This window comes from Photobacterium phosphoreum, assembly GCF_002954725.1.
In the GTDB taxonomy this organism is placed as follows: domain Bacteria; phylum Pseudomonadota; class Gammaproteobacteria; order Enterobacterales; family Vibrionaceae; genus Photobacterium; species Photobacterium phosphoreum.
Genome location: NZ_MSCQ01000003.1, coordinates 146,175 through 167,573, shown reverse-complemented (window position 1 = coordinate 167,573; position 21,399 = coordinate 146,175). Strand labels below are relative to the sequence as shown.

At 41.9% G+C, this 21,399-nt stretch carries 22 protein-coding genes; 18 read left to right on the top strand and 4 right to left on the bottom strand.

Annotated elements, in window-relative coordinates:
* Positions 1-102 precede the first annotated feature (102 nt).
* The 7 genes from nsrR to rplI all read left to right on the top strand — a co-directional run bounded on the left by nsrR (position 103) and on the right by rplI (position 5,719).
* Complete coding sequence (gene nsrR / locus BTO21_RS18615) at positions 103-537, top strand: nitric oxide-sensing transcriptional repressor NsrR (protein ID WP_065192464.1); 435 nt, start codon at positions 103-105, stop codon at positions 535-537.
* Between the two features lie 139 nt (positions 538-676).
* Complete coding sequence (gene rnr, locus BTO21_RS18610) at positions 677-3,241, top strand: ribonuclease R (RefSeq protein ID WP_045030949.1); 2,565 nt, start codon at positions 677-679, stop codon at positions 3,239-3,241.
* A 3-nt stretch (positions 3,242-3,244) separates the two neighbouring features.
* Positions 3,245-3,979: a 23S rRNA (guanosine(2251)-2'-O)-methyltransferase RlmB gene (gene rlmB, locus BTO21_RS18605; protein WP_045030947.1), complete on the top strand. Its 735-nt coding sequence runs from the start codon at positions 3,245-3,247 to the stop codon at positions 3,977-3,979.
* 308 nt (positions 3,980-4,287) lie between these two features.
* Positions 4,288-4,674, top strand: a complete 387-nt coding sequence (rpsF, locus tag BTO21_RS18600; RefSeq protein WP_045030945.1) for a 30S ribosomal protein S6 — start codon at positions 4,288-4,290, stop codon at positions 4,672-4,674.
* An 8-nt stretch (positions 4,675-4,682) separates the two neighbouring features.
* Entirely contained in the window at positions 4,683-4,985 is a 303-nt protein-coding gene (priB, locus tag BTO21_RS18595) for a primosomal replication protein N (protein WP_036788812.1), read from the top strand.
* Positions 4,986-5,000: 15 nt separating this feature from the next.
* The gene (gene rpsR, locus BTO21_RS18590) at positions 5,001-5,228 is read left to right on the top strand and encodes a 30S ribosomal protein S18 (protein ID WP_045030943.1); all 228 of its coding nucleotides are present in this window, start codon (positions 5,001-5,003) and stop codon (positions 5,226-5,228) included.
* A 38-nt stretch (positions 5,229-5,266) separates the two neighbouring features.
* A complete protein-coding gene (rplI, locus tag BTO21_RS18585; RefSeq protein ID WP_045030941.1) occupies positions 5,267-5,719 on the top strand; it encodes a 50S ribosomal protein L9 in 453 nt (150 codons plus the stop codon).
* A gap of 75 nt (positions 5,720-5,794) precedes the next feature.
* On the opposite strand, the gene BTO21_RS18580 is transcribed toward rplI, so the two are convergent.
* On the bottom strand, positions 5,795-6,553 hold the full coding sequence (locus BTO21_RS18580; protein ID WP_045030939.1) for a DUF481 domain-containing protein: 759 nt from the start codon (positions 6,551-6,553) through the stop codon (positions 5,795-5,797).
* Positions 6,554-6,784: 231 nt separating this feature from the next.
* Between BTO21_RS18580 and BTO21_RS18575 the strand changes: the two genes are divergently transcribed.
* The gene (locus BTO21_RS18575) at positions 6,785-8,182 is read left to right on the top strand and encodes a replicative DNA helicase (protein ID WP_045030937.1); all 1,398 of its coding nucleotides are present in this window, start codon (positions 6,785-6,787) and stop codon (positions 8,180-8,182) included.
* A 26-nt stretch (positions 8,183-8,208) separates the two neighbouring features.
* The gene (gene alr / locus BTO21_RS18570; RefSeq protein ID WP_045030935.1) at positions 8,209-9,288 is read left to right on the top strand and encodes an alanine racemase; all 1,080 of its coding nucleotides are present in this window, start codon (positions 8,209-8,211) and stop codon (positions 9,286-9,288) included.
* Positions 9,289-9,395: 107 nt separating this feature from the next.
* On the opposite strand, the gene BTO21_RS18565 is transcribed toward alr, so the two are convergent.
* Positions 9,396-9,815 carry a secondary thiamine-phosphate synthase enzyme YjbQ gene (locus BTO21_RS18565; RefSeq protein ID WP_045030933.1) on the bottom strand — a complete coding sequence of 140 codons (420 nt, stop codon included), beginning with the start codon at positions 9,813-9,815 and terminating at the stop codon, positions 9,396-9,398.
* Between the two features lie 258 nt (positions 9,816-10,073).
* Here BTO21_RS18565 and pgi point away from each other — a divergent pair, with 258 nt between their 5' ends.
* Positions 10,074-11,726 carry a glucose-6-phosphate isomerase gene (pgi, locus tag BTO21_RS18560; protein WP_045030932.1) on the top strand — a complete coding sequence of 551 codons (1,653 nt, stop codon included), beginning with the start codon at positions 10,074-10,076 and terminating at the stop codon, positions 11,724-11,726.
* 90 nt (positions 11,727-11,816) lie between these two features.
* Here the strand turns inward: pgi and BTO21_RS18555 are convergent, their stop codons facing one another.
* The gene (locus BTO21_RS18555; RefSeq protein WP_045030930.1) at positions 11,817-12,023 is read right to left on the bottom strand and encodes a cold-shock protein; all 207 of its coding nucleotides are present in this window, start codon (positions 12,021-12,023) and stop codon (positions 11,817-11,819) included.
* Between the two features lie 220 nt (positions 12,024-12,243).
* Positions 12,244-12,696, bottom strand: coding sequence for a zinc uptake transcriptional repressor Zur (zur, locus tag BTO21_RS18550; RefSeq protein WP_045030928.1), 453 nt, complete (start codon positions 12,694-12,696; stop codon positions 12,244-12,246).
* 865 nt (positions 12,697-13,561) lie between these two features.
* Here zur and BTO21_RS18545 point away from each other — a divergent pair.
* From BTO21_RS18545 to BTO21_RS18510, 8 genes are all read left to right on the top strand, one after another.
* Positions 13,562-14,116: a porin family protein gene (locus tag BTO21_RS18545; protein WP_052672693.1), complete on the top strand. Its 555-nt coding sequence runs from the start codon at positions 13,562-13,564 to the stop codon at positions 14,114-14,116.
* Positions 14,117-14,377: 261 nt separating this feature from the next.
* Positions 14,378-15,358, top strand: coding sequence for a tRNA dihydrouridine(20/20a) synthase DusA (gene dusA, locus BTO21_RS18540; RefSeq protein WP_045030925.1), 981 nt, complete (start codon positions 14,378-14,380; stop codon positions 15,356-15,358).
* Positions 15,359-15,589: 231 nt separating this feature from the next.
* On the top strand, positions 15,590-15,832 hold the full coding sequence (pspG, locus tag BTO21_RS18535) for an envelope stress response protein PspG (RefSeq protein ID WP_045030923.1): 243 nt from the start codon (positions 15,590-15,592) through the stop codon (positions 15,830-15,832).
* 87 nt (positions 15,833-15,919) lie between these two features.
* Positions 15,920-16,546 (top strand): TIGR04219 family outer membrane beta-barrel protein, encoded by a 627-nt coding sequence (locus BTO21_RS18530; RefSeq protein ID WP_045030922.1) that lies wholly within the window; start codon positions 15,920-15,922, stop codon positions 16,544-16,546.
* Positions 16,547-16,698: 152 nt separating this feature from the next.
* The gene (locus BTO21_RS18525) at positions 16,699-16,929 is read left to right on the top strand and encodes a thymidylate kinase (protein WP_045030920.1); all 231 of its coding nucleotides are present in this window, start codon (positions 16,699-16,701) and stop codon (positions 16,927-16,929) included.
* Positions 16,930-17,095: 166 nt separating this feature from the next.
* Entirely contained in the window at positions 17,096-18,916 is a 1,821-nt protein-coding gene (locus BTO21_RS18520) for an assimilatory sulfite reductase (NADPH) flavoprotein subunit (RefSeq protein ID WP_045030918.1), read from the top strand.
* A complete protein-coding gene (gene cysI, locus BTO21_RS18515; RefSeq protein WP_045030916.1) occupies positions 18,916-20,607 on the top strand; it encodes an assimilatory sulfite reductase (NADPH) hemoprotein subunit in 1,692 nt (563 codons plus the stop codon). The genes BTO21_RS18520 and cysI overlap by 1 nt, the downstream gene beginning before the upstream one ends.
* A complete protein-coding gene (locus tag BTO21_RS18510) occupies positions 20,600-21,364 on the top strand; it encodes a phosphoadenylyl-sulfate reductase (protein ID WP_045030914.1) in 765 nt (254 codons plus the stop codon). The genes cysI and BTO21_RS18510 overlap by 8 nt, the downstream gene beginning before the upstream one ends.
* The last annotated feature ends 35 nt before the right edge of the window (positions 21,365-21,399 follow it).

Below are 21,399 nucleotides of genomic sequence, written 5' to 3'. Positions count from 1 at the left end.
CTTTCTCTTTATAAGTTGTATTTATAATATATGTTATAAGTTGTATCTGATCTGTATCTTTTAGTCAAGAACAAGATTAAAATAGCAACAGGAGGAGTGAATGTGCAGTTAACTAGTTTTACCGATTATGGCCTACGAGCCTTGATATACCTTGCAAGCTTGCCTAGCGGCGAGTTAACAAGTATCACAACAGTCACCGATACCTATGGCGTGTCGCGTAACCATATGGTCAAAATTATTAATAAATTAGGCCAATTAGGTTATGTAGAAACCGTACGCGGAAAAAATGGTGGTATTCGCTTAGGAATGCCTGCGGGAAATATTGTATTAGGGCATGTGGTAAGGGCGATTGAACCGTTACAAATCGTCAATTGTGCGCCTGATTTTTGTAATATTACTCCTGCATGTCAGCTCAAGGGGATCCTTGCTGATGCGCGTAATGCTTTTTTAAATGAGCTAGATAAGTACACATTATTGACTTTGGTAGATAATAATCCACCATTGCGTGTCTTATTGGGGTTGCCTGCAGAACACTAAGATCATTCAAAGATAATGATCTAGCATCACACTACTCCCTATTATTTAGTGGAATAGGTAGTTATGAAATTACCTGTTCCCATCTGTTCACCTAAGAGCTGAGTATACTTAAAGTATGGTTGGCCAACAGGAACTGTTTATGTCTAAAGGTACTACCGATTTACCGGTTGATCCTTTTCGCGAACGCGAAGCATCTAATTACGAAAATCCTATTCCAAGCCGTGAACTACTACTAGAAGTAATTCGTGGTTTTAGTACACCCGTTAGCCGCGACCAGTTATTTGCTGCGTTAAAGCTTGAGGGTGATGATCAATATGAAGGCCTGCGTCGTCGCTTACGTGCGATGGAGCGTGATGGTCAATTAATTTTTACTCGCCGCCAATGTTACGCATTGCCTGAGCGTTTAGATTTAATTAAAGGGTACGTTATCGGCCACCGCGATGGTTTTGGCTTCTTACGTCCTGAAGGTACTTACAGTAAAGACACTGATTTATTGTTACCTGCCCATCAAATGCGCAGTGTGATCCATGGTGATTACATTTTAGCGCAAGCTGATGGCGAAGATAAACGTGGTCGTCGCGAAGGCCGTGTTGTACGTGTATTAACTGAATCACCAAACCAAATTGTTGGTCGTTTCTTCCTTGAAGACGGCATGGGTTATGTGGTGCCTGATGATTCTCGTATTGCACAAGATATCATTATTCCGCAAGACGTCCGTCAAGGTGCCCGCATGGGTAATGTGGTTGTGGTTGAGATCAATCAACGTGCAACCCGTCAGCATAATGCGGTGGGTCGTGTGGTTGAAGTACTGGGTGAGAATATGGCGCCGGGTATGGAAATTGAAATCGCCCTGCGTACTCATGATATTCCACATGTGTGGCCATCAGAAGTCGACAATCAAATTAAGCATCTGATGGAAGAAGTACCAGAAGATGCTAAATTGGGTCGTGTTGATTTACGTCAATTGCCGTTAGTAACCATTGATGGTGAAGATGCACGTGACTTTGATGATGCGGTTCACTGTCAGCGTAATCCTGATGGTGGCTGGCGTTTATGGGTGGCAATTGCCGATGTAAGTTATTACGTGCGTTCTAAATCAGCGCTGGATAACGAAGCCCTAAAACGTGGTAACTCGGTTTACTTCCCAGCTCAAGTTATTCCAATGCTGCCAGAAGTGCTTTCAAATGGTTTATGTTCACTTAACCCGCAAGTCGATCGCTTGTGTATGGTGTGTGAAATGACCGTTTCTGAGGGCGGTAAGCTTACTGGTTATAAGCACTATGAAGCGGTGATGAATTCACATGCGCGTTTAACTTACACTAAAGTAAGTAACATGCTTGATGGTGATGAAGAACTTCGTCAACGTTACCAGCCATTAGTGCCGCACCTTGAAGAACTTTACAGCATGTTTAAAGCGCTGAAAGTTGCTCGTGAAGCGCGTGGTGCGATTGAATTTGAAACCATTGAAACCAAGTTTGTTTTCAATGCTGATCGTAAGATCGAGAACATCGTACCGTTAGTCCGTAATGAAGCGCATAAAATCATCGAAGAATGTATGATTTTAGCCAATATCGCCTCAGCACAATTTGTTGAAAGTGCCAAAGAGCCTGCGTTATACCGTGTTCACGACATCCCAGGTGAAGAACGTCTGCAAGGTTTCCGTGATTTCTTGGGCGAGCTAAGTTTAGAACTTGGTGGTGGTTTAGAGCCAAGTCCAAAAGATTACGCAGCATTAGCGAATTTAATTAAAGATCGTAATGATCGTGAATTAATTCAAACCATGCTACTGCGCTCAATGAAGCAAGCGATTTATCAAGCGGATAATATTGGTCACTTTGGTTTAGCACTGAGCCAGTATGCTCACTTTACCTCGCCAATCCGTCGTTACCCTGACTTAACCTTGCACCGTGCGATTAAATACTTAATTGCTAAACAAGCGGGTAACACTAAAAACGATACGTTAACTGGCGGTCATCATTATTCATTTGAGGAAATTGATGCTATCGGTGAGCAGTGTTCAACCACTGAACGTCGTGCTGATGACGCGACCCGTGATGTGTCTGATTGGCTCAAGTGTGAGTACATGCAAGATCATCTTGGTGATGAGTTTGAAGGTGTTATCGCTAACGTGACTGGCTTTGGTTTCTTTGTACGACTCAATGAACTCAACATTGACGGTTTAGTGCATATTTCAAACCTTGCTAATGATTACTACCAATTTGATCCTGTGGGTCAACGCTTAGTCGGTGAAAGCTCGGGCGTGATTTATCGTTTAGGCGATACTGTGCACGTTAAAGTGGCGGCTATTAACTTAAATGATCGTCAATTAGATTTTGATATCGTTGGTGCTGAGCGTAAACAACGCGGTGCGGGTAAAACGGCTAAAGGGCGTGAGAAAAAACAACGCATGCGTAAAGCTGATGGCTTAAAGCGTCAAGGCATGCCTGCGTTTAAAGTTGAAAATGGCGAAGCGGTAGCTGATGAATCACGTTCTAAAAATAAACGTGAGCGTTCTTCGGTACGTAAAAATTTAAAAGAAGGCGCGATTCCACAAGCTGACGCTAAAAAGAAAAAGCCAAGAAATAAAAAACCACGTAAGTTATCGGATGAAAAGCCGCTGACTGATCCTAAAAAGAAACCCAAAGTTCGCAAGAAGAAAAAGCAACGTGCGGGTAAATCAGAACGCGCAGCAAAGAAGAGTTAATCCATGAGTAATGATATGATTTTTGGCATCCATGCCGTTAAAGCTGTACTTGCATCTGATCCGGTGCGCTTTATTGAAGTATTCGTACTCAAAGGGCGTGAAGATGATCGTTTGCTGCCGTTAATTACTGAGTTACAAGAATTAGGCATCACGATTCAAGAAGCGGGCCGTAAAGCATTAGATGACAAAGTTGATGGTGCTTCTCATCAGGGTATTATTGCGCGCGTGCGTCCTGGTAAGCAATATAACGAAAACAACCTTGATGATTTATTGGCTACGCAAGAAAATCCATTACTGCTTATTCTTGATGGTGTGACTGATCCGCATAATCTAGGTGCATGTTTACGTAACGCCGATGCTGCTGGCGCTGTCGCGGTGATTGTACCGAAAGATCGCTCAGCACAGCTAAATGCAACCGCAAGTAAAGTGGCTTGTGGTGCAGCTGAGATCATGCCATTAGTTCGCGTAACTAACTTGGCACGTACTATGCGTGCGCTGCAAGATAAAGGCGTATGGATTGTGGGTACTGCTGGTGAAGCAACGCACGATATCTACCACAGCAAACTAACAGGGCCATTGGCGATTGTTATGGGTGCTGAAGGTGAAGGTATGCGTCGCCTAACACGTGAGACCTGTGATGATTTGATCAAAATCCCAATGGCGGGTTCAGTATCAAGTCTGAACGTATCGGTTGCGACCGGTATTTGTTTATTTGAAGCGGTACGTCAACGCGGATAATGCGTGATTAACGTCAAATAACTGCATAATTATTTAAACCCGCCTAGTTGTGACTAGGCGGGTTTTTTATTACCTAGCGGTATGAAATTTATACAGCAATTATGAGAATCATTGCGTTGTGAGCATGATAAGCTGAGGTTAAGGTTCATTTCATTGAAAAGCGGTTGCTGGCGATAAAATAAGCTTGCCTAGATTGATCATTCTCTGTACTATCCGTCATCCAAATTCTCGGTTCTTTTTTTAGTTCCTTGCTTCCTCAGGTTAACCGAGCCGACAAGGGAAGCTGAATAATCCGTAAGGAGCAACCTATGCGTCATTACGAAATCGTATTCATGGTGCACCCTGATCAAAGCGAGCAAGTTGCTGGCATGATCGAGCGTTACACTGCTGCTATCAAAGATTCTGGTGGTCAAATTCACCGTCTAGAAGATTGGGGCCGCCGTCAAATGGCTTACCCAATCAACAAACTGCACAAAGCACACTATGTTCTTATGAACATTGAAGCTGAGCAGGCTGTTATTGACGAGCTTGAGTCAAACTTCCGCTTCAACGACGCAGTGATCCGTAACATGATCATGCGTACTAAAAACGCTGTAACTGAGCCATCTCCTATGATGAAGGCTAAAGAAGAGCGTTTTACTAAGCGTGACGATCGTGCTGAAGCACAATCTGAAGGCGAAGCAGCTGCTGAGTAATTTGCTAAATGACTAATCGTCTGGTGTTGACTGGTACTATTGCCAAGCATCCCAAACGAAGCCAATCCCCGGCAGGCATACCTCATTGTCACTTTGTGCTTGAGCATCGTTCTGTGCAGCGGGAAGCTGACTTACCACGCCAAATATATTGTTATATTAACGTGGTAATCAGTGGTAAAGGTCAACAAGTTCTCACTCAAGATTTAGTTGTCGGAAGCAATATTAAGGTGGAGGGATTTATCTCTTACCAAACCGGCCGTAATGGCATCGGGAAATTAGTTTTGCATGCCGATCACATTGACTTAATTTAGATCAGGAGATAGCCCATGGCTCGTTTCTTCCGTCGTCGTAAATTCTGCCGTTTTACAGCAGAAGGCGTACTAGAGATTGACTACAAAGACGTAGCAACTCTGAAAAACTACATCACTGAAGCTGGTAAAATTGTACCTAGCCGTATCACTGGTACTCGCGCTAAATACCAGCGTCAGCTAGCTCGCGCTATCAAGCGTTCTCGTTACCTAGCACTTCTTCCGTACACAGATAAGCATCTGTAAGCGTTAGTCGTTTTTAGAACTTTATAGAGGACAAGATAATGCAAGTTATTCTACTTGATAAAATCGCTAACCTAGGTGGCCTTGGCGACCAGGTTAACGTTAAAGCGGGCTACGCTCGTAACTTCCTTATCCCACAAGCTAAGGCAGTTATGGCGACTAAAGCGAACGTTGAAATGTTCGATGCACGTCGCGCAGAGCTAGAAGCTAAAGTTGCTGAGCAACACGCTGCTGCTCAAGCACGTGCTGAAGCACTAAACACGCTTGAAGGTGTAGTTATTGCATCTAAAGCTGGTGACGAAGGTAAACTATTCGGCTCAATCGGTACTCGTGACATCGCTGAAGCAGTTTCTGCTGCAGGCGTTGCACTTGTTAAGAGTGAAGTACGTCTACCTGAAGGCGCACTACGTGCTACTGGCGAATTTGAAGTTAGCGTTCAGCTAAGCTCAGACGTATTCGCAACTGTTAAACTAAACGTTGTTGCTGCTCAGTAATCGCTTTTAGCTTTAATAGTAAAAAACCAGCCTTCGGGCTGGTTTTTTTATGTCTGTAATTTGGGGCGTTGGCGACTAGATCGTATAAATTAACGATATCGTAGTGGTGGTATCGGAATTTTTCATGCCCTCTGGCACCCATGAATAATAGGTTTGAGTGTAGCCTAAGTTTAAGGCAATATTATCAGTGATAGCATTGGTGGCATTGAATGAGCTTTCTAGTGTGGTATTACTTTTACCGGATATAAAATTGAATTTAGCACTTAATGTTAATGACTTTAAAGGCTTCCATTGCATATCAATCGTACTTTGCAGTACCATTTCATTAACAACTTCTTGTTTAACAATACTGTCGCTCTTTATCTCATCGAGATTAGGATCTTGGTGGCGAAAGCCAGGACCAATATCCACCAATGTTTGAAAGGTTTCATAGCTAAATAAACGGTAACCTATACCCGTTGAAACGATCGAATCTGCATAATAAGGCCCATAGCGGTCATCAATATAGCTACCATTACCATAAAAATAATACCCATCACGGATCATTCGTTTTGATTTTAAGCTGGTTGATAGTTTTCGTTTATCTTCTTGGCCATTTTTTTTTGCCATAATAAACTTAGCATCGGCGTTGGTTTGATAACGACCTTTGGTGTATGTCAGCGCCACATTACCATTCATGGTCTGGGAATCAGAGTTGCCCGATAGTGCTTGATAACCCAAGCCGATAGTGCTGGTTAGCGGTGAGGGTTCACTCGGTGCTTCTGGTGTTGATTCTTCACTGGCATTGGCTGCGGTAGTGGCAAGCAGTAGTAATGTGAGTATATATCTTGCCAAAAGTCCTCCGCTGGCAGGGTAAATTGAAGATAAAAATATTGATCGCCGCATTCTAGCCTAAATTTGTCAGCTTTTGGTTAGGAATCGTTGTCATACTTTTCGTCAACTTAAAAAGGTGGATAATTGTTAGGCTGGGAAGTGATCAATCGCAATGGTTTATAGCTACGCAGAAGCAGGGGATAGGTTATACTGTCGAGCTCCGTTCTTGGTTTTGGTAAATGCACAATTGCTATGACAGATAATCGTAAATCGAAACAATTAAAAGATAATCAAATGGACGCCATTAAGATGCCACCCCATTCGCTTGAGGCTGAACAATCAGTACTTGGCGGGTTAATGTTGGATAATGAGCGTTGGGATACTGTTGCTGAGAAAGTAGTTGCAAAAGACTTCTACAGCCGTCCTCATCGGATTATTTTTGAGGCAACCGCAGCCTTATTGGAAGGTGGACAGCCACTTGATTTGATCACGCTGTCTGAACATCTTGAGCGCTCAGATAAACTTGATGATGTTGGCGGTTTTGCTTACCTTGCTGAATTAGCTAAAAACACCCCGTCAGCAGCCAATATTTTAGCGTATGCTGATATTGTCCGTGAACGTGCTTTGATCCGTGACATGATTGGGGTTGCTAATGAAATTGCAGATGCGGGTTATGATCCTCAAGGCCGCACCAGTGAAGATTTGCTGGATATGGCCGAAAGTAAAGTGTTTGCCATTGCAGAACAACGCACTAACGATAAAGAAGGCCCCCAAAATGTTGATACTATTTTAGAGCGTACGCTGGAACGTATCGAGTTGCTTTATCAATCACCCCAAGACGGTGTGACAGGGGTTTCAACAGGCTTTACTGATTTAAATAAGAAGACTGCTGGTTTGCAGGGGTCTGATTTGATCATTGTTGCTGCGCGTCCATCGATGGGTAAAACCACCTTTGCGATGAACTTATGTGAAAACGCGGCGATGGATCAAGAAAAGCCGGTGCTGATTTTCTCATTAGAGATGCCCGCTGAACAAATCATGATGCGTATGTTGGCATCATTATCGCGTGTTGATCAAACCAAGATCCGTACTGGACAATTGGATGACGAAGATTGGGCGCGAATATCATCAACCATGGGTATTCTGATGCAAAAGAAGAATATGTTTATTGATGATAGTTCAGGTCTAACGCCTACCGAGGTTCGCTCTCGTGCGCGTCGTATTGCGCGTGACCATGGTGGTCTTAGTATGATCATGATCGACTACTTACAGTTGATGCGTGTTCCCGGCTTACAAGAAAACCGTACCTTAGAGATCGCTGAGATCTCACGCTCGCTAAAAGCATTAGCGAAAGAATTGAATGTGCCCGTTGTTGCCCTTTCCCAGCTTAACCGCTCATTGGAGCAACGAGCAGATAAACGTCCTGTTAACTCTGATTTGCGTGAATCTGGCGCCATTGAGCAGGATGCTGACTTAATCATGTTTATATACCGTGATGAGGTTTATCACGAAGACAGTGCCCTTAAAGGGATCGCTGAAATCATCTTAGGTAAACAACGTAATGGTCCAATTGGTACTGTACGTTTAACGTTCCAAGGCCAGTTCTCTCGCTTTGATAACTATGCTGGCCCTGCTTTTGATGAAGAGTAAGCCTTAAAAATTATTTAGGATATTGGATGAAAGCTGCAACTGCACATATTGATACCCAAGCTTTGGCACATAATCTGAGTCAAATCCGCCTGCAGGCACCAAACAGTAAAATTTTGGCGGTGGTTAAAGCCAATGCATACGGACATGGGTTGTTAGATGTGGCAAAGAGCCTTACCAATGTTGATGCTTATGGTGTGGCACGCATAGAAGAAGCGTTAATGCTGCGTGCGGGTGGAGTGGTAAAACCGATCTTATTATTGGAAGGTTTTTACGCCCCCACAGATTTACCTGTATTAGTGACTAATAATATTCATACCGTAGTGCATTCAATTGAACAACTTGAAGCGCTTGAGCAAGCAGAGCTAGATGGGCCTGTACGGGTATGGGTTAAAATAGATACTGGTATGCATCGTCTTGGATTACGTCCAGAACAAGTGCCACAATTTATGCAACGGTTACACGACTGCGATAATGTCGCTAAGCCATTACGCTTTATTAGCCATTTTGGTAATGCTGATGATCTAAGTAGTGATATTACCGTCAAGCAAATAGAGTGCTTTTCAACCTTAACTAAACCTTATGAAGGTGAGCGTTCACTTGCAGCCTCTGCCGGGGTTTTAGCATGGCCTGATAGTCACTTTGAGTGGATCCGTCCTGGTATTATCATGTATGGCGTGTCACCATTTGATGAATTAGACCGCATGGCATCAAACTATAACTTACAACCAGTGATGACGTTAACCTCAAGCTTAATTGCGGTACGTGACGTCAAACAAGGTGAAAAAGTCGGTTATGGTGGTATCTGGACTTGTGAGCGTGATACTAAAGTGGGTGTTATTGCTATCGGTTATGGTGATGGTTATCCACGTTGCGCACCTAATGGAACTCCTGTAGTGGTTAATGGTCGTATCGTACCAACCGCTGGTCGAGTTTCGATGGATATGCTGACGGTTGATCTGGGGCCGAATGCGACAGATAAAGTCGGTGATGAAGCCATTTTATGGGGTAAAGGTTTACCCGCGGAAGTGGTCGCGCAATATACTGGCGTGATTGCTTATGAGCTAATGACCAAGTTGACACCTCGAGTGGCAATGACCTATTCATAATCAATGTCATAACTGAATAAATAATTAATAACCGTAAGCGCCGCGACATTCGTTCGCGGCTTTTTTATGGGTTTTTTATGAGTTTTTTATCAAAGTGTTATCGATGGTTATTCACCTTGAACGGTAATAACGACTCGCCGTGAACCACCGTGATCTCGGTGTTCGCCTAAGTAAATTCCTTGCCACATACCTAACGCAAGCTGGCCATCAGTAATAGGAATACTAATACTGTTTCCGAGTAATGCGGTTTTAATATGGGCTGGCATATCATCATCACCTTCATCGGTATGTTGATAGAAAGTAGCGCGTTCGGGAACGCTATGATTAAAATGTGCTTCCATATCATCACGAACAGTTGGATCGGCATTTTCATTAATGGTTAAGCTGGCTGATGTATGCTGAATAAAGCAATGCACAATACCGACCTTTAATGATTGAATTATTGCTAAATTTTGCTCTAGCTCAGTGGTTATTAGATGAAAACCACGCGCTCTCGGGGTAAGATGAATCGTCTTTTGATACCACATAGTTAGCTACCTATCGGTGAAACCTTTTAGTTTGATTAGTGATTACCATTATCATCTTACTGATAAATACAGGTATGATGCAGTGATATTTTCGTGATTTGATACCATGACGATAATGTTACTTTAAGGTCATCATTAGTTGTAACAGGTAACATTATTATTAGTGAGCTAGTGGTCTAGGTTAAATGGCATAGATCGAGGATCTTTCGAAGACGATATGATTCGAGGGATGAACATAACAACATCGGGAACATTATTATGTTAAACAACATTAATCCAACGCAAACAAAAGCATGGCAAGCATTGACTGCCCATTTTGAGCAAGCTCAAGATTTCGAATTAAGTGATTTATTTGCTAATGATAGCGAGCGTTTTGCCAAATTTTCTGCTCAGTTTGGTTCTGATATTTTATTGGATTATTCCAAGAACCTGATCACAGAAGAAACTTTGACTAAGTTGTTTGCATTAGCGAAAGAAACTGAGCTAGAAGCGGCTATTGCGGATATGTTCAACGGTGAGAAAATTAACCGTACTGAAGATCGTGCTGTACTACATGTTGCGTTACGTAACCGTAGCAATATGCCAATCATTGTTGATGGCGAAGATGTTATGCCAGCGGTTAATGCCGTATTGGCTAAGATGGAAAGTTTCACTAACCGCATTGTGAGTGGTGAGTGGAAAGGTTATACCGGTAAACAAATTACCGATATAGTTAATATCGGTATTGGCGGTTCAGACCTTGGCCCTTACATGGTTTCTGAAGCGTTATCAGCTTACAAAACCCGTCTCAACATGCACTTTGTCTCTAACGTTGATGCGACTCATATTGTTGAGACCCTAAAAGATTTAAACCCTGAAACAACGTTATTCTTAATTGCATCTAAAACCTTTACTACCCAAGAAACCATGACGAACGCATTGTCTGCGCGTGATTGGTTCTTAGCGATGGCGGAAGATAAAGCCCACGTTGCTAAACACTTCGCAGCACTTTCTACTAATGCGGAATCTGTGGCTGAATTTGGTATTGATACCGATAACATGTTTGAGTTCTGGGATTGGGTTGGTGGTCGCTATTCACTATGGTCTGCAATTGGTCTTTCGATTAGCTTAGCAGTAGGTTTTGATAACTTCGTTAAGTTATTGGAAGGTGGTCATGCGATGGATAACCATTTTGTTCAAGCACCACTAGAGCAAAAGTTACCCGTGATCTTGGCGTTAATTGGTATTTGGTATAACAACTTCCACGGCGCAGAAACTGAAGCGATCCTACCTTACGATCAATACATGCACCGTTTCCCTGCTTACTTCCAACAAGGTAACATGGAATCAAATGGTAAGTATGTTGATCGTGGTGGCAAGCCTGTTGATTACCAAACAGGTCCTATTATTTGGGGTGAGCCAGGAACGAACGGTCAACACGCGTTTTACCAACTTATTCACCAAGGTACGAAGTTGATTCCATGTGATTTTATTGCACCTGCTATTAGCCACAATCCATTAGGTGATCATCATCCTAAACTGATGGCTAACTTCTTCGCCCAAACTGAAGCATTAGCGTTTGGTAAAAGTCGTGAGACAGTTGAAGCTGAATTTGTTGCTGCGGGTAAATCACAAGCAGAAATTGATGAGTTAGCAGAATTTAAAGTGTTTGAAGGCAACCGTCCAACGAACTCGATTCTACTTAAAGAAATCACACCATACACGTTAGGCGCACTGATTGCGTTGTATGAGCACAAAATCTTTACTCAAGGTGTTATTTGGAACATCTTTAGCTTTGATCAGTGGGGCGTTGAACTTGGTAAGCAACTTGCAAATCAAATTTTACCAGAGCTAAACAGCACTGATGGTGTTGTGAGCCACGATAGTTCAACCAATGGTTTGATCAATGCATTCAAACAATGGCGTGCATAATGCCGAATATTGGTTAGCGATGGTTAACCGATAAAATAAAACGCCGCTATCGTGATGATAGCGGCGTTTTTTATTTTTGGCAGTAGCGAATTATACTGTAATAACATCGCTAGCTTGGGGGCCTTTCTGACCATCAGTGACGATAAACTCTACGCTTTGACCTTCACGTAATGTTTTGCGTCCTTGTGCTTGAATAGCACTGAAGTGCACAAACACATCTTTACCATCGGCAGCAGAAATAAAACCAAAGCCTTTATCATCGTTGAACCACTTTACGGTTCCAGTCAGTTTACTCATGTACGTCTTTCCCTTATAGACTAATCGTAGTAGTTACAGTTAATAGGTAACTAGGTGCGTATGAAGAGTTCAGTCTAGATCGAATTTATGACAATGAGTAGTTTTTTATTGTGGTTTTATGTCTTGGCTAACGTTAATTAATATTACGTTGAATAGCATTAACATCGCTTAGAATTGGCGGAATAATGCTACCACTATCAGTGATAGCACTAACAGAGGGTTAATCGTTGTTAGTTTGCTGGCATTTATGGCAAATACCATGGCTTTCAATTACGTGATGCTTAATGCTAAAGCCATATTGTTCTGATTTTATACGTAATAGTTTTGCAATTTCATCATCGTGGGTTTCTTCAACAAATCCGCACGTATCACAAATTAATAGTTGTGAACAATGATCAGCATGACCAAGTACACAACAAGCAATATAGCTGTTGGTTGATTCGACTTTATGCACAAACCCTTGTGCGAGTAGAAAATCTAAGGCGCGATAAACCGTGGGTGGTTTAGCTTGGGGTTCTGATGCTTTGAGTAAATCAAGTAACTCATAAGCACTAATAGAACTATGATGATTAATGATCAGCGCCAGTACTTTTAAGCGCTGGGGGGTCATTCTTACCCCGCGTTGATCACAGAGCTGTTGTGCTTTGGCTAGCAGTTGAGTTTGAACCGTCATAGAGCCTCAAAAAAACGTCATTAAGTTGTTATTTTATCACAGCTGCTTGAAAACATACTCACACTTAGCACGCAATAGCGATTAGGAAGAGGATTACGTGTAAATGATCACGCTATCAACTGACAGAAAAAACAAGATGTTGTGATATGGGGGCATTGTAGGCTGATCTTGATTTTCTTTGAGTAATATAGCGATAACATGAATAATAAAAAACAGCTCAAGATGCGCAGTATTAATCATTATAAAAACTAATGTCTAGGTAGTGTTTTTTTTCATTTCTCAACCAATGAAAAATACCTATAATGACGCCCAACGAAACGTGACCGATGCCTTAAATATTCAGTAATTAGGCGATGGTTATATATAAAAAGCTTAATCTTTTAAGGTAAAAATCAATGTCAGGTATCATTAATAAAATTGTTGCACTTTACACGCCAGTCTTTTCTACAATGTACAAAAGCGGCAACATGACTAAGTAAAGTCTTGCAGCACGGTCAATTATTGACTGGTAGCAAAAAAAGAATTCTCAAAAAGGCCTTGAACATTGTTCAAGGCCTTTTTCGTTATTAAAAGCCATGTATAGAGATAACCACTTTTTTATAACAAGCTAATCTCAAACGGTTTAATAGCACCGTAAATATCGATGCACTAATACATATATTGTTACATTTAGTTGAAGGTATTAATGTCATTTAACTACTGCCATTCAGGCTAGAGTAAGATAACTAATAGTCTTATATTTCATTAAGTTGCGGTGCAGTTAAGCTGTTTTAGTTTACGAGTAACAAATAGATTAAACGCTTAAAAACGCGTTGTAAGATAGTTATTTATAAGCGGTATTACTGTAAACAAAAGGGATTAAATAATGAAAAAAAGTGTATTAGCAGTGGTGTTATTCTCTGGAGCATTGTCATCAAGTGTGATGGCACAAAGTCATGTGGAAAGCTTTATTGGTGGCGGTATCGGTTATCAAACGGATACCTTTAAAGGTGATGCAAACAAACACAGTGAGGATGCCAGTTATCAATTACGTGCTGGTGTTATTATTAATGACCATCATCGTTTAAGTGCGACATATGGCTTTAAAAAAGATCGTTACTCGATTGAGGACGACAAAGCCAAGCATACTCAAAACTTATTCTTAACCTCTTATGACTATTTAATGCCTGTCACTTCTACAATTAACCTTTTTGCAGGCCCGTCAATGGGGATCTCACATGATCGAATCTCATATTCTAATGCCGGTGCACAAAGTGCCAGTGATTTTGTGTGGGGTGGGCAAGTGGGTGCTAATATTCAACTGACCAGTCATATCTCAAGCGATTTAACCTACCGTTATTTAGATCAAAACTATAAGCAAGCCAATACCCGCTTAAAAGCGACGGAGCAAGTTGTATGGTCTGTTGATTATAAATTTTAGGATTAAAGTAAAATAATTTTTGCGTTCGAAACTCTATCCGTGGGTTTCGAGCGCTTTTTTGGTTTTTGGTAACCATGGTGACAACTGCTATTTTAAGGTAGAATCCGCGCCTAAAAAGATATTTTAGGGACAATTGATGCCTCCTAAACTGTCCCTCATCCGTTTTTGTTTGCTAAATAAAGTTAATATTGGATGAAGAATATTGCAATACCCGTAAGTGGTATTTGCCATAACCACTTAATATTTAAGGAATATTGTAATATGTACCCTTCTACCCGTTTCTCTGTCGCTCCGATGCTGGATTGGACCGACCGTCATTGCCGTTATTTCCATCGTTTAATGAGTAAAGAAGCATTGTTGTATACCGAAATGGTAACGACTGGCGCAATTATTCACGGTAAAGGTGATTTCTTAGCGTATAACGAAGAAGAGCATCCATTAGCGTTACAACTGGGTGGTTCAAATCCAGTTGATCTTGCGCGTTGTGCTAAGTTAGCTGCTGAGCGTGGTTATGATGAAATTAACTTAAACGTAGGTTGTCCATCAGATCGGGTCCAAAATGGTAAGTTTGGTGCTTGCTTAATGGGTGAAGCTGAGCTGGTGGCACAATGTGTAGCGGCAATGCGTGAAGTTGCTGATATTCCGGTTACCGTTAAAACGCGTATTGGTATTGATGAACAAGATTCGTATGAATTTTTAACCCACTTTGTTGATACCGTATCAACAAAAGGTGGTTGTGATAATTTTATTATTCACGCCCGTAAAGCATGGCTAAAAGGCTTGAGCCCGAAAGAAAACCGTGAAATTCCACCGTTGGATTACCCACGTGTATACCAATTAAAGCAAGACTTTCCCCAGTTAACCATGGCGATCAATGGTGGCATTAAAACCTTTGAAGAAATGGAGCAACATCTACAACATTTAGATGGTGTAATGGTAGGTCGTGAAGCTTACCAGAGCCCATATTTAATGGCAGAAGTCGACCAGCGTTTATTTGGTAGCGATCGTCCGGTCATGAAACGTCGTGAAGTGGTTGAGGCAATGTATCCATATATTGAGCGTCAGTTAGCTAACGGATCATACTTAGGCCATATTACTCGTCACATGCTAGGTTTATTCCAAAGTATGCCAGGTGCACGTCAATGGCGTCGTTATATCAGTGAAAATGCCCATAAACCGGGTGCTGGTATTGAAGTTGTGCAACAAGCATTAGCTAAAATCCCTGCCGAGTTAGATGTATAACAATAGTGCTAATTTAATTGATTGATGTGGTGAATTTTACTGAGTATTAGGTGAAATTAACCAATAAATAGTAAACGCCAATTCTTTATCGAGTTGGCGTTTTTTATATGCATGAAAAATAAGAAAAAATAATTAGTTTAGAGTTGGCGTGAATTGTGCAGTATTGTAGGTGATAATAAATTTGATACTGCAGCTTCATGTGGATGGTGCAGTAAGATAAAAGGATAATCTATGTTTGAGTTTCTGTTTTTAGTCGCTTTTACATTGGTGCTGATATTTACTGGCGTCAGTCTGATTGGAGTATTGATCGCGGTTGCGGCAGGATTTGCGGTAATGGCGGTTGTTGGGATGTTAGGGTTGGTGTTTAAATTATTACCGTGGATCATTGTTATAGCATTAGGTATTTGGTTCTTCCGTGAGCGTAATGCAGATAAACAGCATCAAGAGCGGATGTCTCGTCATCGTCGCGATTAACTGCGATTGATTGCAGAGTTTTTATACTGACTCTGATATAATTTTGTGCGATTAATTACATAAAATGATAAAGAGCGGAGACTCGGCATGAAAAAAGTGGTGCTTTCAATTGCAGCAGCAATGACGCTAGCGGCAGCCCTTCCAGCCCAAGCTGATACCTTATTAGGTGTTAAAGTGGGTGCGGATGCATGGTTTACAAATGCAAAAGTAAATGGTCAGAAAAGTGATGATACCTCAACATCTTATTACGCATCTTTTGAGCACTTTATTCCTTTAGTGCCAAACGTGATGGTACGTTATAACGATATTGATACAGGCAATGTGAATTTTGAGCAAAGTGATTTCACCGCTTATTATGAGATTCTTGATAACGATTTAGTTGCACTTGATCTTGGTGTGACGATGACTAAATTTGCAGGTGTTAAGATTCAGCACCAGAACAGCTTTAGTGATTGGCAGCCAACAGTTTATGCTGCTGCCGAGTTGGGTATTCCAGCAACACCACTAACCGTTTTTGCTCAAGCGAATGCGGGTAAATATGACGGTACACGTTTGTTTGATGGTCAAGCGGGTGTGAAATATACCTTAGGCTTGGTTGCTGCAGATCTTAATTTACGTGCGGGCTACCGTATGATGGATTATGACTTCAAGAAATCAACGACAAGTGATGTTGAACTTGATGGTTGGTTTGCTGGTGTGGAAGTTGATTTTTAATTAACAGTTAAGCATTTCTGTGATCCAATTATAAAACCACGATTATTTCGTGGTTTTTTTATTGGCGAAAATTGGGTTTGTGTACCACTTTTAAAGGTAAGCAAACTGATTGTGTTGGTAAGGCACAATACCAGTATTAGGGGGAGTAAGTGATGACATTAACTGAATTGAAACACCTATATGCTCACCAAGATCTTGTTGAAGCATTGGTCGAGCCTTCGATTAATAGTGGTTATATTGTTGAATTTCGTCATCGTCACGGTGGCTTAGTCCCCTTAACGGATATTGGTGGTAGTGAGCAGTGTTATGGTGATGTTGACAGTGCCACCCAACAAGCATTTGAGGTTGGTTTTCAGCAGGTTAGGATCGCTGACGAATATTAAATCCTATCTATATTCTCTTAGCTAAAAACCAAATAGTATTATTGCTGTTTGGTTTTTTTGTACGTTTAACCTTACAAATGGTTATAAAACATTCTTATCTATTCTTTCTTGTTATTAGCTTAAATGGCTACTCTAACGTAAAGCAATGAATAGGGATCGTCGTGCTATGTCAATCAATCAACTATCCGCTTTAGCTAGCCCACTTAATGATCAACAAATAGATCAACTCAAGTTAGCTGCAGCGGAATCATCACCACAACAGCTGGCTTGGATCAGTGGTTACTTTTGGGGGTTAAGCCAATCTCAATCGCCAGCAACAGCGGTTGCTCCTACGTCAAATGTACTTGCTGCAGCCAAGCCTGCGGGGCAATTAACCATCATTTATGCTTCACAAACAGGTAATGCTAAAGGCGTTGCTGAAGCGTTACAGCAGCAAGCTCAAGCGCAAGATATTGCTGTTAAGCTGATTTCTGCGGGTGATTTTAAAGCTAAAAATCTCACGAAAGAAACGCATGTCATCATTGTTGCCTCAACACATGGAGAAGGTGAGGCCCCTGATGATGCGATTGAGTTACATCAGTTTTTACAATCAAAGAAAGCCCCTAAATTACCCGACTTACATTATGCCGTTATTGGTTTAGGGGATTCGAGCTATGAGTTTTTCTGTCAAACGGCAAAAGATTTTGATCAATCTCTAGCGAAATTAGGCGCTCAGCCAATGCTAGAACGATTAGATTGTGATGTCGATTATGATGCTGCGGCAGCTGAATGGCAGTTGCAAGTCTTAGCCAAAACCCAACAAACGTTATCAACGGGTGAAGCTGAAGTAGTGCAGTTACCAGTGGGGCAACATCAAGTAGCTTCCACTGTTTATAATAAACAACATCCTTTTAGTGCCAGTTTATCCGTTAGCCAAAAAATCACCGGCCGTGGCTCAGACAAAGATGTGCGTCATATTGAGATCGATCTCGAGCAATCAGGATTAACTTACCAGCCTGGTGATGCGTTGGGGGTGTGGTTTGATAATGACCCGCAATTGGCAGATACCATTTTAGCGAAACTTAGCTTAGATGCTGAGGCCTCGGTTGATGTTGATGTTGATGGCGTAGCTTTAAGCTTACGTGATGCTTTAATCACTAAATATGAAATTACCGCATCAAATCCACAGTTTGTAACCAAATACGCAGAGCTTTCAGGTAGCAAAAAGTTACAAAAGCTGGTGGCTGATCGTGAAAAGCTGCGAGAGTATTCAGCCAACACTCAAATCATTGATGTCTTAGCGGAAAAGAAAGCCACGCTAACCGCCCCGCAATTCATTGGCTTGTTACGCCGCTTAACACCGCGTTTATATTCGATTGCTTCAAGCCAACAAGAAGTCGGTGAAGAAGTGCACCTTACTGTAGGTGTGGTTGAATACCAACAAGGTGATGTTCAACGTCAAGGTGGCGCATCAAGCTTTTTGGCCCAGCGTTTAGAAGAAGGTGGTGAAGTCAAAGTGTTTGTTGAAACCAATAATAACTTTAAATTACCTGCTGATGATAATACGCCAGTGATCATGATTGGCCCCGGTACCGGGATTGCGCCTTTTCGTGCATTTGTTCAAGAGCGTGATAACCGTGAAGCAAACGGCAAAAACTGGTTATTCTTTGGTGATCGAACTTTTACCGAAGATTTTCTTTACCAAGTTGAATGGCAAAAGTATTTAAAAGCTGGTGTTGTGACGCGAATAGATGTGGCGTTTAGTCGTGATCAAGCTGAGAAAGTGTATGTTCAGCAACGTATTTTAGAGCAAGCTGCACAGGTATGGCTGTGGTTACAACAAGGCGCGCATGTTTATGTGTGTGGCGATGCAACCCACATGGCAAAAGACGTCCATCACGCATTGTTAACTGTTATTGAACAGCAAGGAAATCAAACACCACAACAAGCCGAGCAGTATCTCAATGAACTGCGTAAAACTAAACGCTATCAAAGGGATGTGTACTAATGACTGAGCAAAAATTATCAGATAACGAACGTTTAAAGCGTCAGAGTAATTTTCTTCGTGGCACCATAGAACAAGATCTTGATGATCGTATTACTGGTGGCTTTAGCGCCGATAACTTTCAGTTAATTCGCTTTCATGGCATGTATCAACAAGATGATCGTGATATTCGTGCTGAGCGTGCTAAACAAAAATTAGAACCGCTCCAAAATGTGATGTTACGAGCGCGGATGCCGGGGGGAGTGATCACTCCAAAACAATGGCTTGCGATTGATAAATTTGCTGATGAGCACACGTCGTACGGCAGTATTCGTTTAACAACCCGTCAAACATTCCAGTTTCATGGCGTGCTAAAACCTGATATCAAATTAATGCACCAAACGCTCAATAAAATTGGTATCGATTCTATTGCAACAGCAGGTGATGTGAACCGTAATGTACTGTGTACCACTAACCCGGTTGAATCGGAGCTACATCAACAAGCTTATGAGTGGGCAAAAAAAATCAGTGAGCATCTATTACCTAAAACGCGAGCCTATGCTGAAATTTGGCTTGATGGTGAAAAATTAGAAACAACCGATGAAGAGCCGATTTTAGGCAGTAATTACCTACCGCGTAAGTTTAAAACCACAGTGGTTATTCCGCCGCAAAATGATGTTGATGTCCATGCTAATGATCTCAATTTTATTGCGATTGCTGATAATGGCAAATTGGTAGGTTTTAATGTGTTGGTTGGTGGTGGACTGGCGATGACTCATGGTGATCATGCAACTTATCCCCGTCGCGCGGATGATTTTGGATTTGTACCATTAGATAAAACCTTAGATGTTGCGACAGCGGTGGTAACAACGCAACGTGATTGGGGTAATCGCTCAAACCGTAAAAATGCCAAAACTAAATATACTCTTGATCGGGTTGGGGTGGAGGTATTTAAAGCGGAAGTTGAGCAACGTGCAGGCATTAAATTTGCAGACAGTCGCCCGTATGAGTTTACCGATCGCGGTGATCGCATTGGCTGGGTGGAAGGTATTGATGGTAAGCATCATCTCGCTTTGTTCATTGAAAATGGGCGTCTACTTGATTACCCCAATAAGTCCCTAAAAACGGGTATGGCAGCAATTGCCAAGGTGCATGGCGGTGATTTTAGAATGACCGCCAACCAAAACCTGATTGTTGCAGGGGTGTTAGCGAAAGACAAAGCCAGGATCGAGAAGATCGCACGTGATCATGGTTTGATGGATGACAGTGTTAGTGAGCAACGTAAAAACTCGATGGCGTGTGTATCGCTGCCAACTTGTCCATTAGCGATGGCAGAAGCAGAACGTTTCCTGCCCGAGTTTGTGACGGATGTTGAAGGTGTTCTAGAAAAGCATGGGTTAGACGACGATGAAAATATCATTCTACGGGTAACGGGCTGTCCTAATGGTTGTGGTCGTGCGATGTTGGCTGAAATTGGCTTAGTGGGTAAAGCACCCGGGCGCTATAACTTGCATTTAGGGGGCAACCGTAATGGTACCCGTGTACCGAAAATGTACCGTGAAAACATTACCGTCGCTCAGATCATGGATGAAATTGATAATTTAGTCGGGCGTTGGGCAATTGAACGTCAACGCAGTGAAGACTTTGGTGATTTTACTATTCGCGCTGGCATTATTGATGAAGTGAAAATATCGATGAGGGATTTCTATGCCTAAATGTCAACTGGCTGAGTTACTTGAACTGCCAAAAGTGAGTCAAATTATTCAGCTGGCTGAAATTAATGCCACGCTGGAAACGATGACAGCGCAACAACGGGTGCAGTGGGCGCTTGATAACCTTGATGGGGAATTTGCGTTAGCATCAAGTTTTGGCATCCAATCGGCGGTGATGTTACACCTCGTCACGCAAGCTAAAGCGGATATTGCGGTGGTGTTAACCGATACCGGGTATTTATTCCCTGAAACGTATCAATTTATTGATAGCTTAACCAAACAGTTAAACCTCAACCTTCATGTATACAGTGCAAAACAAAGCGCTGCATGGCAGGAGGCACGTTATGGTCAATTGTGGCTCCAAGGTGTTGATGGCATTAAGCAATATAATCAATTAAACAAAGTTGAGCCGATGCGACGGGCATTAAATGAGCTCAATGTGAGCACATGGTTTTCTGGTTTACGCCGTGAGCAAGCGGATTCTCGAGCGACATTACCGGTATTAGCTATTCAAAATGGACGGTTTAAGTTTTTACCGGTGATTGACTGGAGTAATGAGGATATTGATGCTTACTTGCAGCAACATGGCCTACCTTACCATCCGTTAAAACAGCACGATTATTTATCGGTGGGTGATATACATACTACGGTCAAATGGCAACCGGGAATGACAGAACAAGAGACCCGTTTTTTTGGTCTGAAACGTGAATGTGGGTTGCATGAAGATAATGATACTGAATCACAAGGTTCAGGTATTTAAGCGGTAATAAATTGCGACGTTAAATAATCAAGACG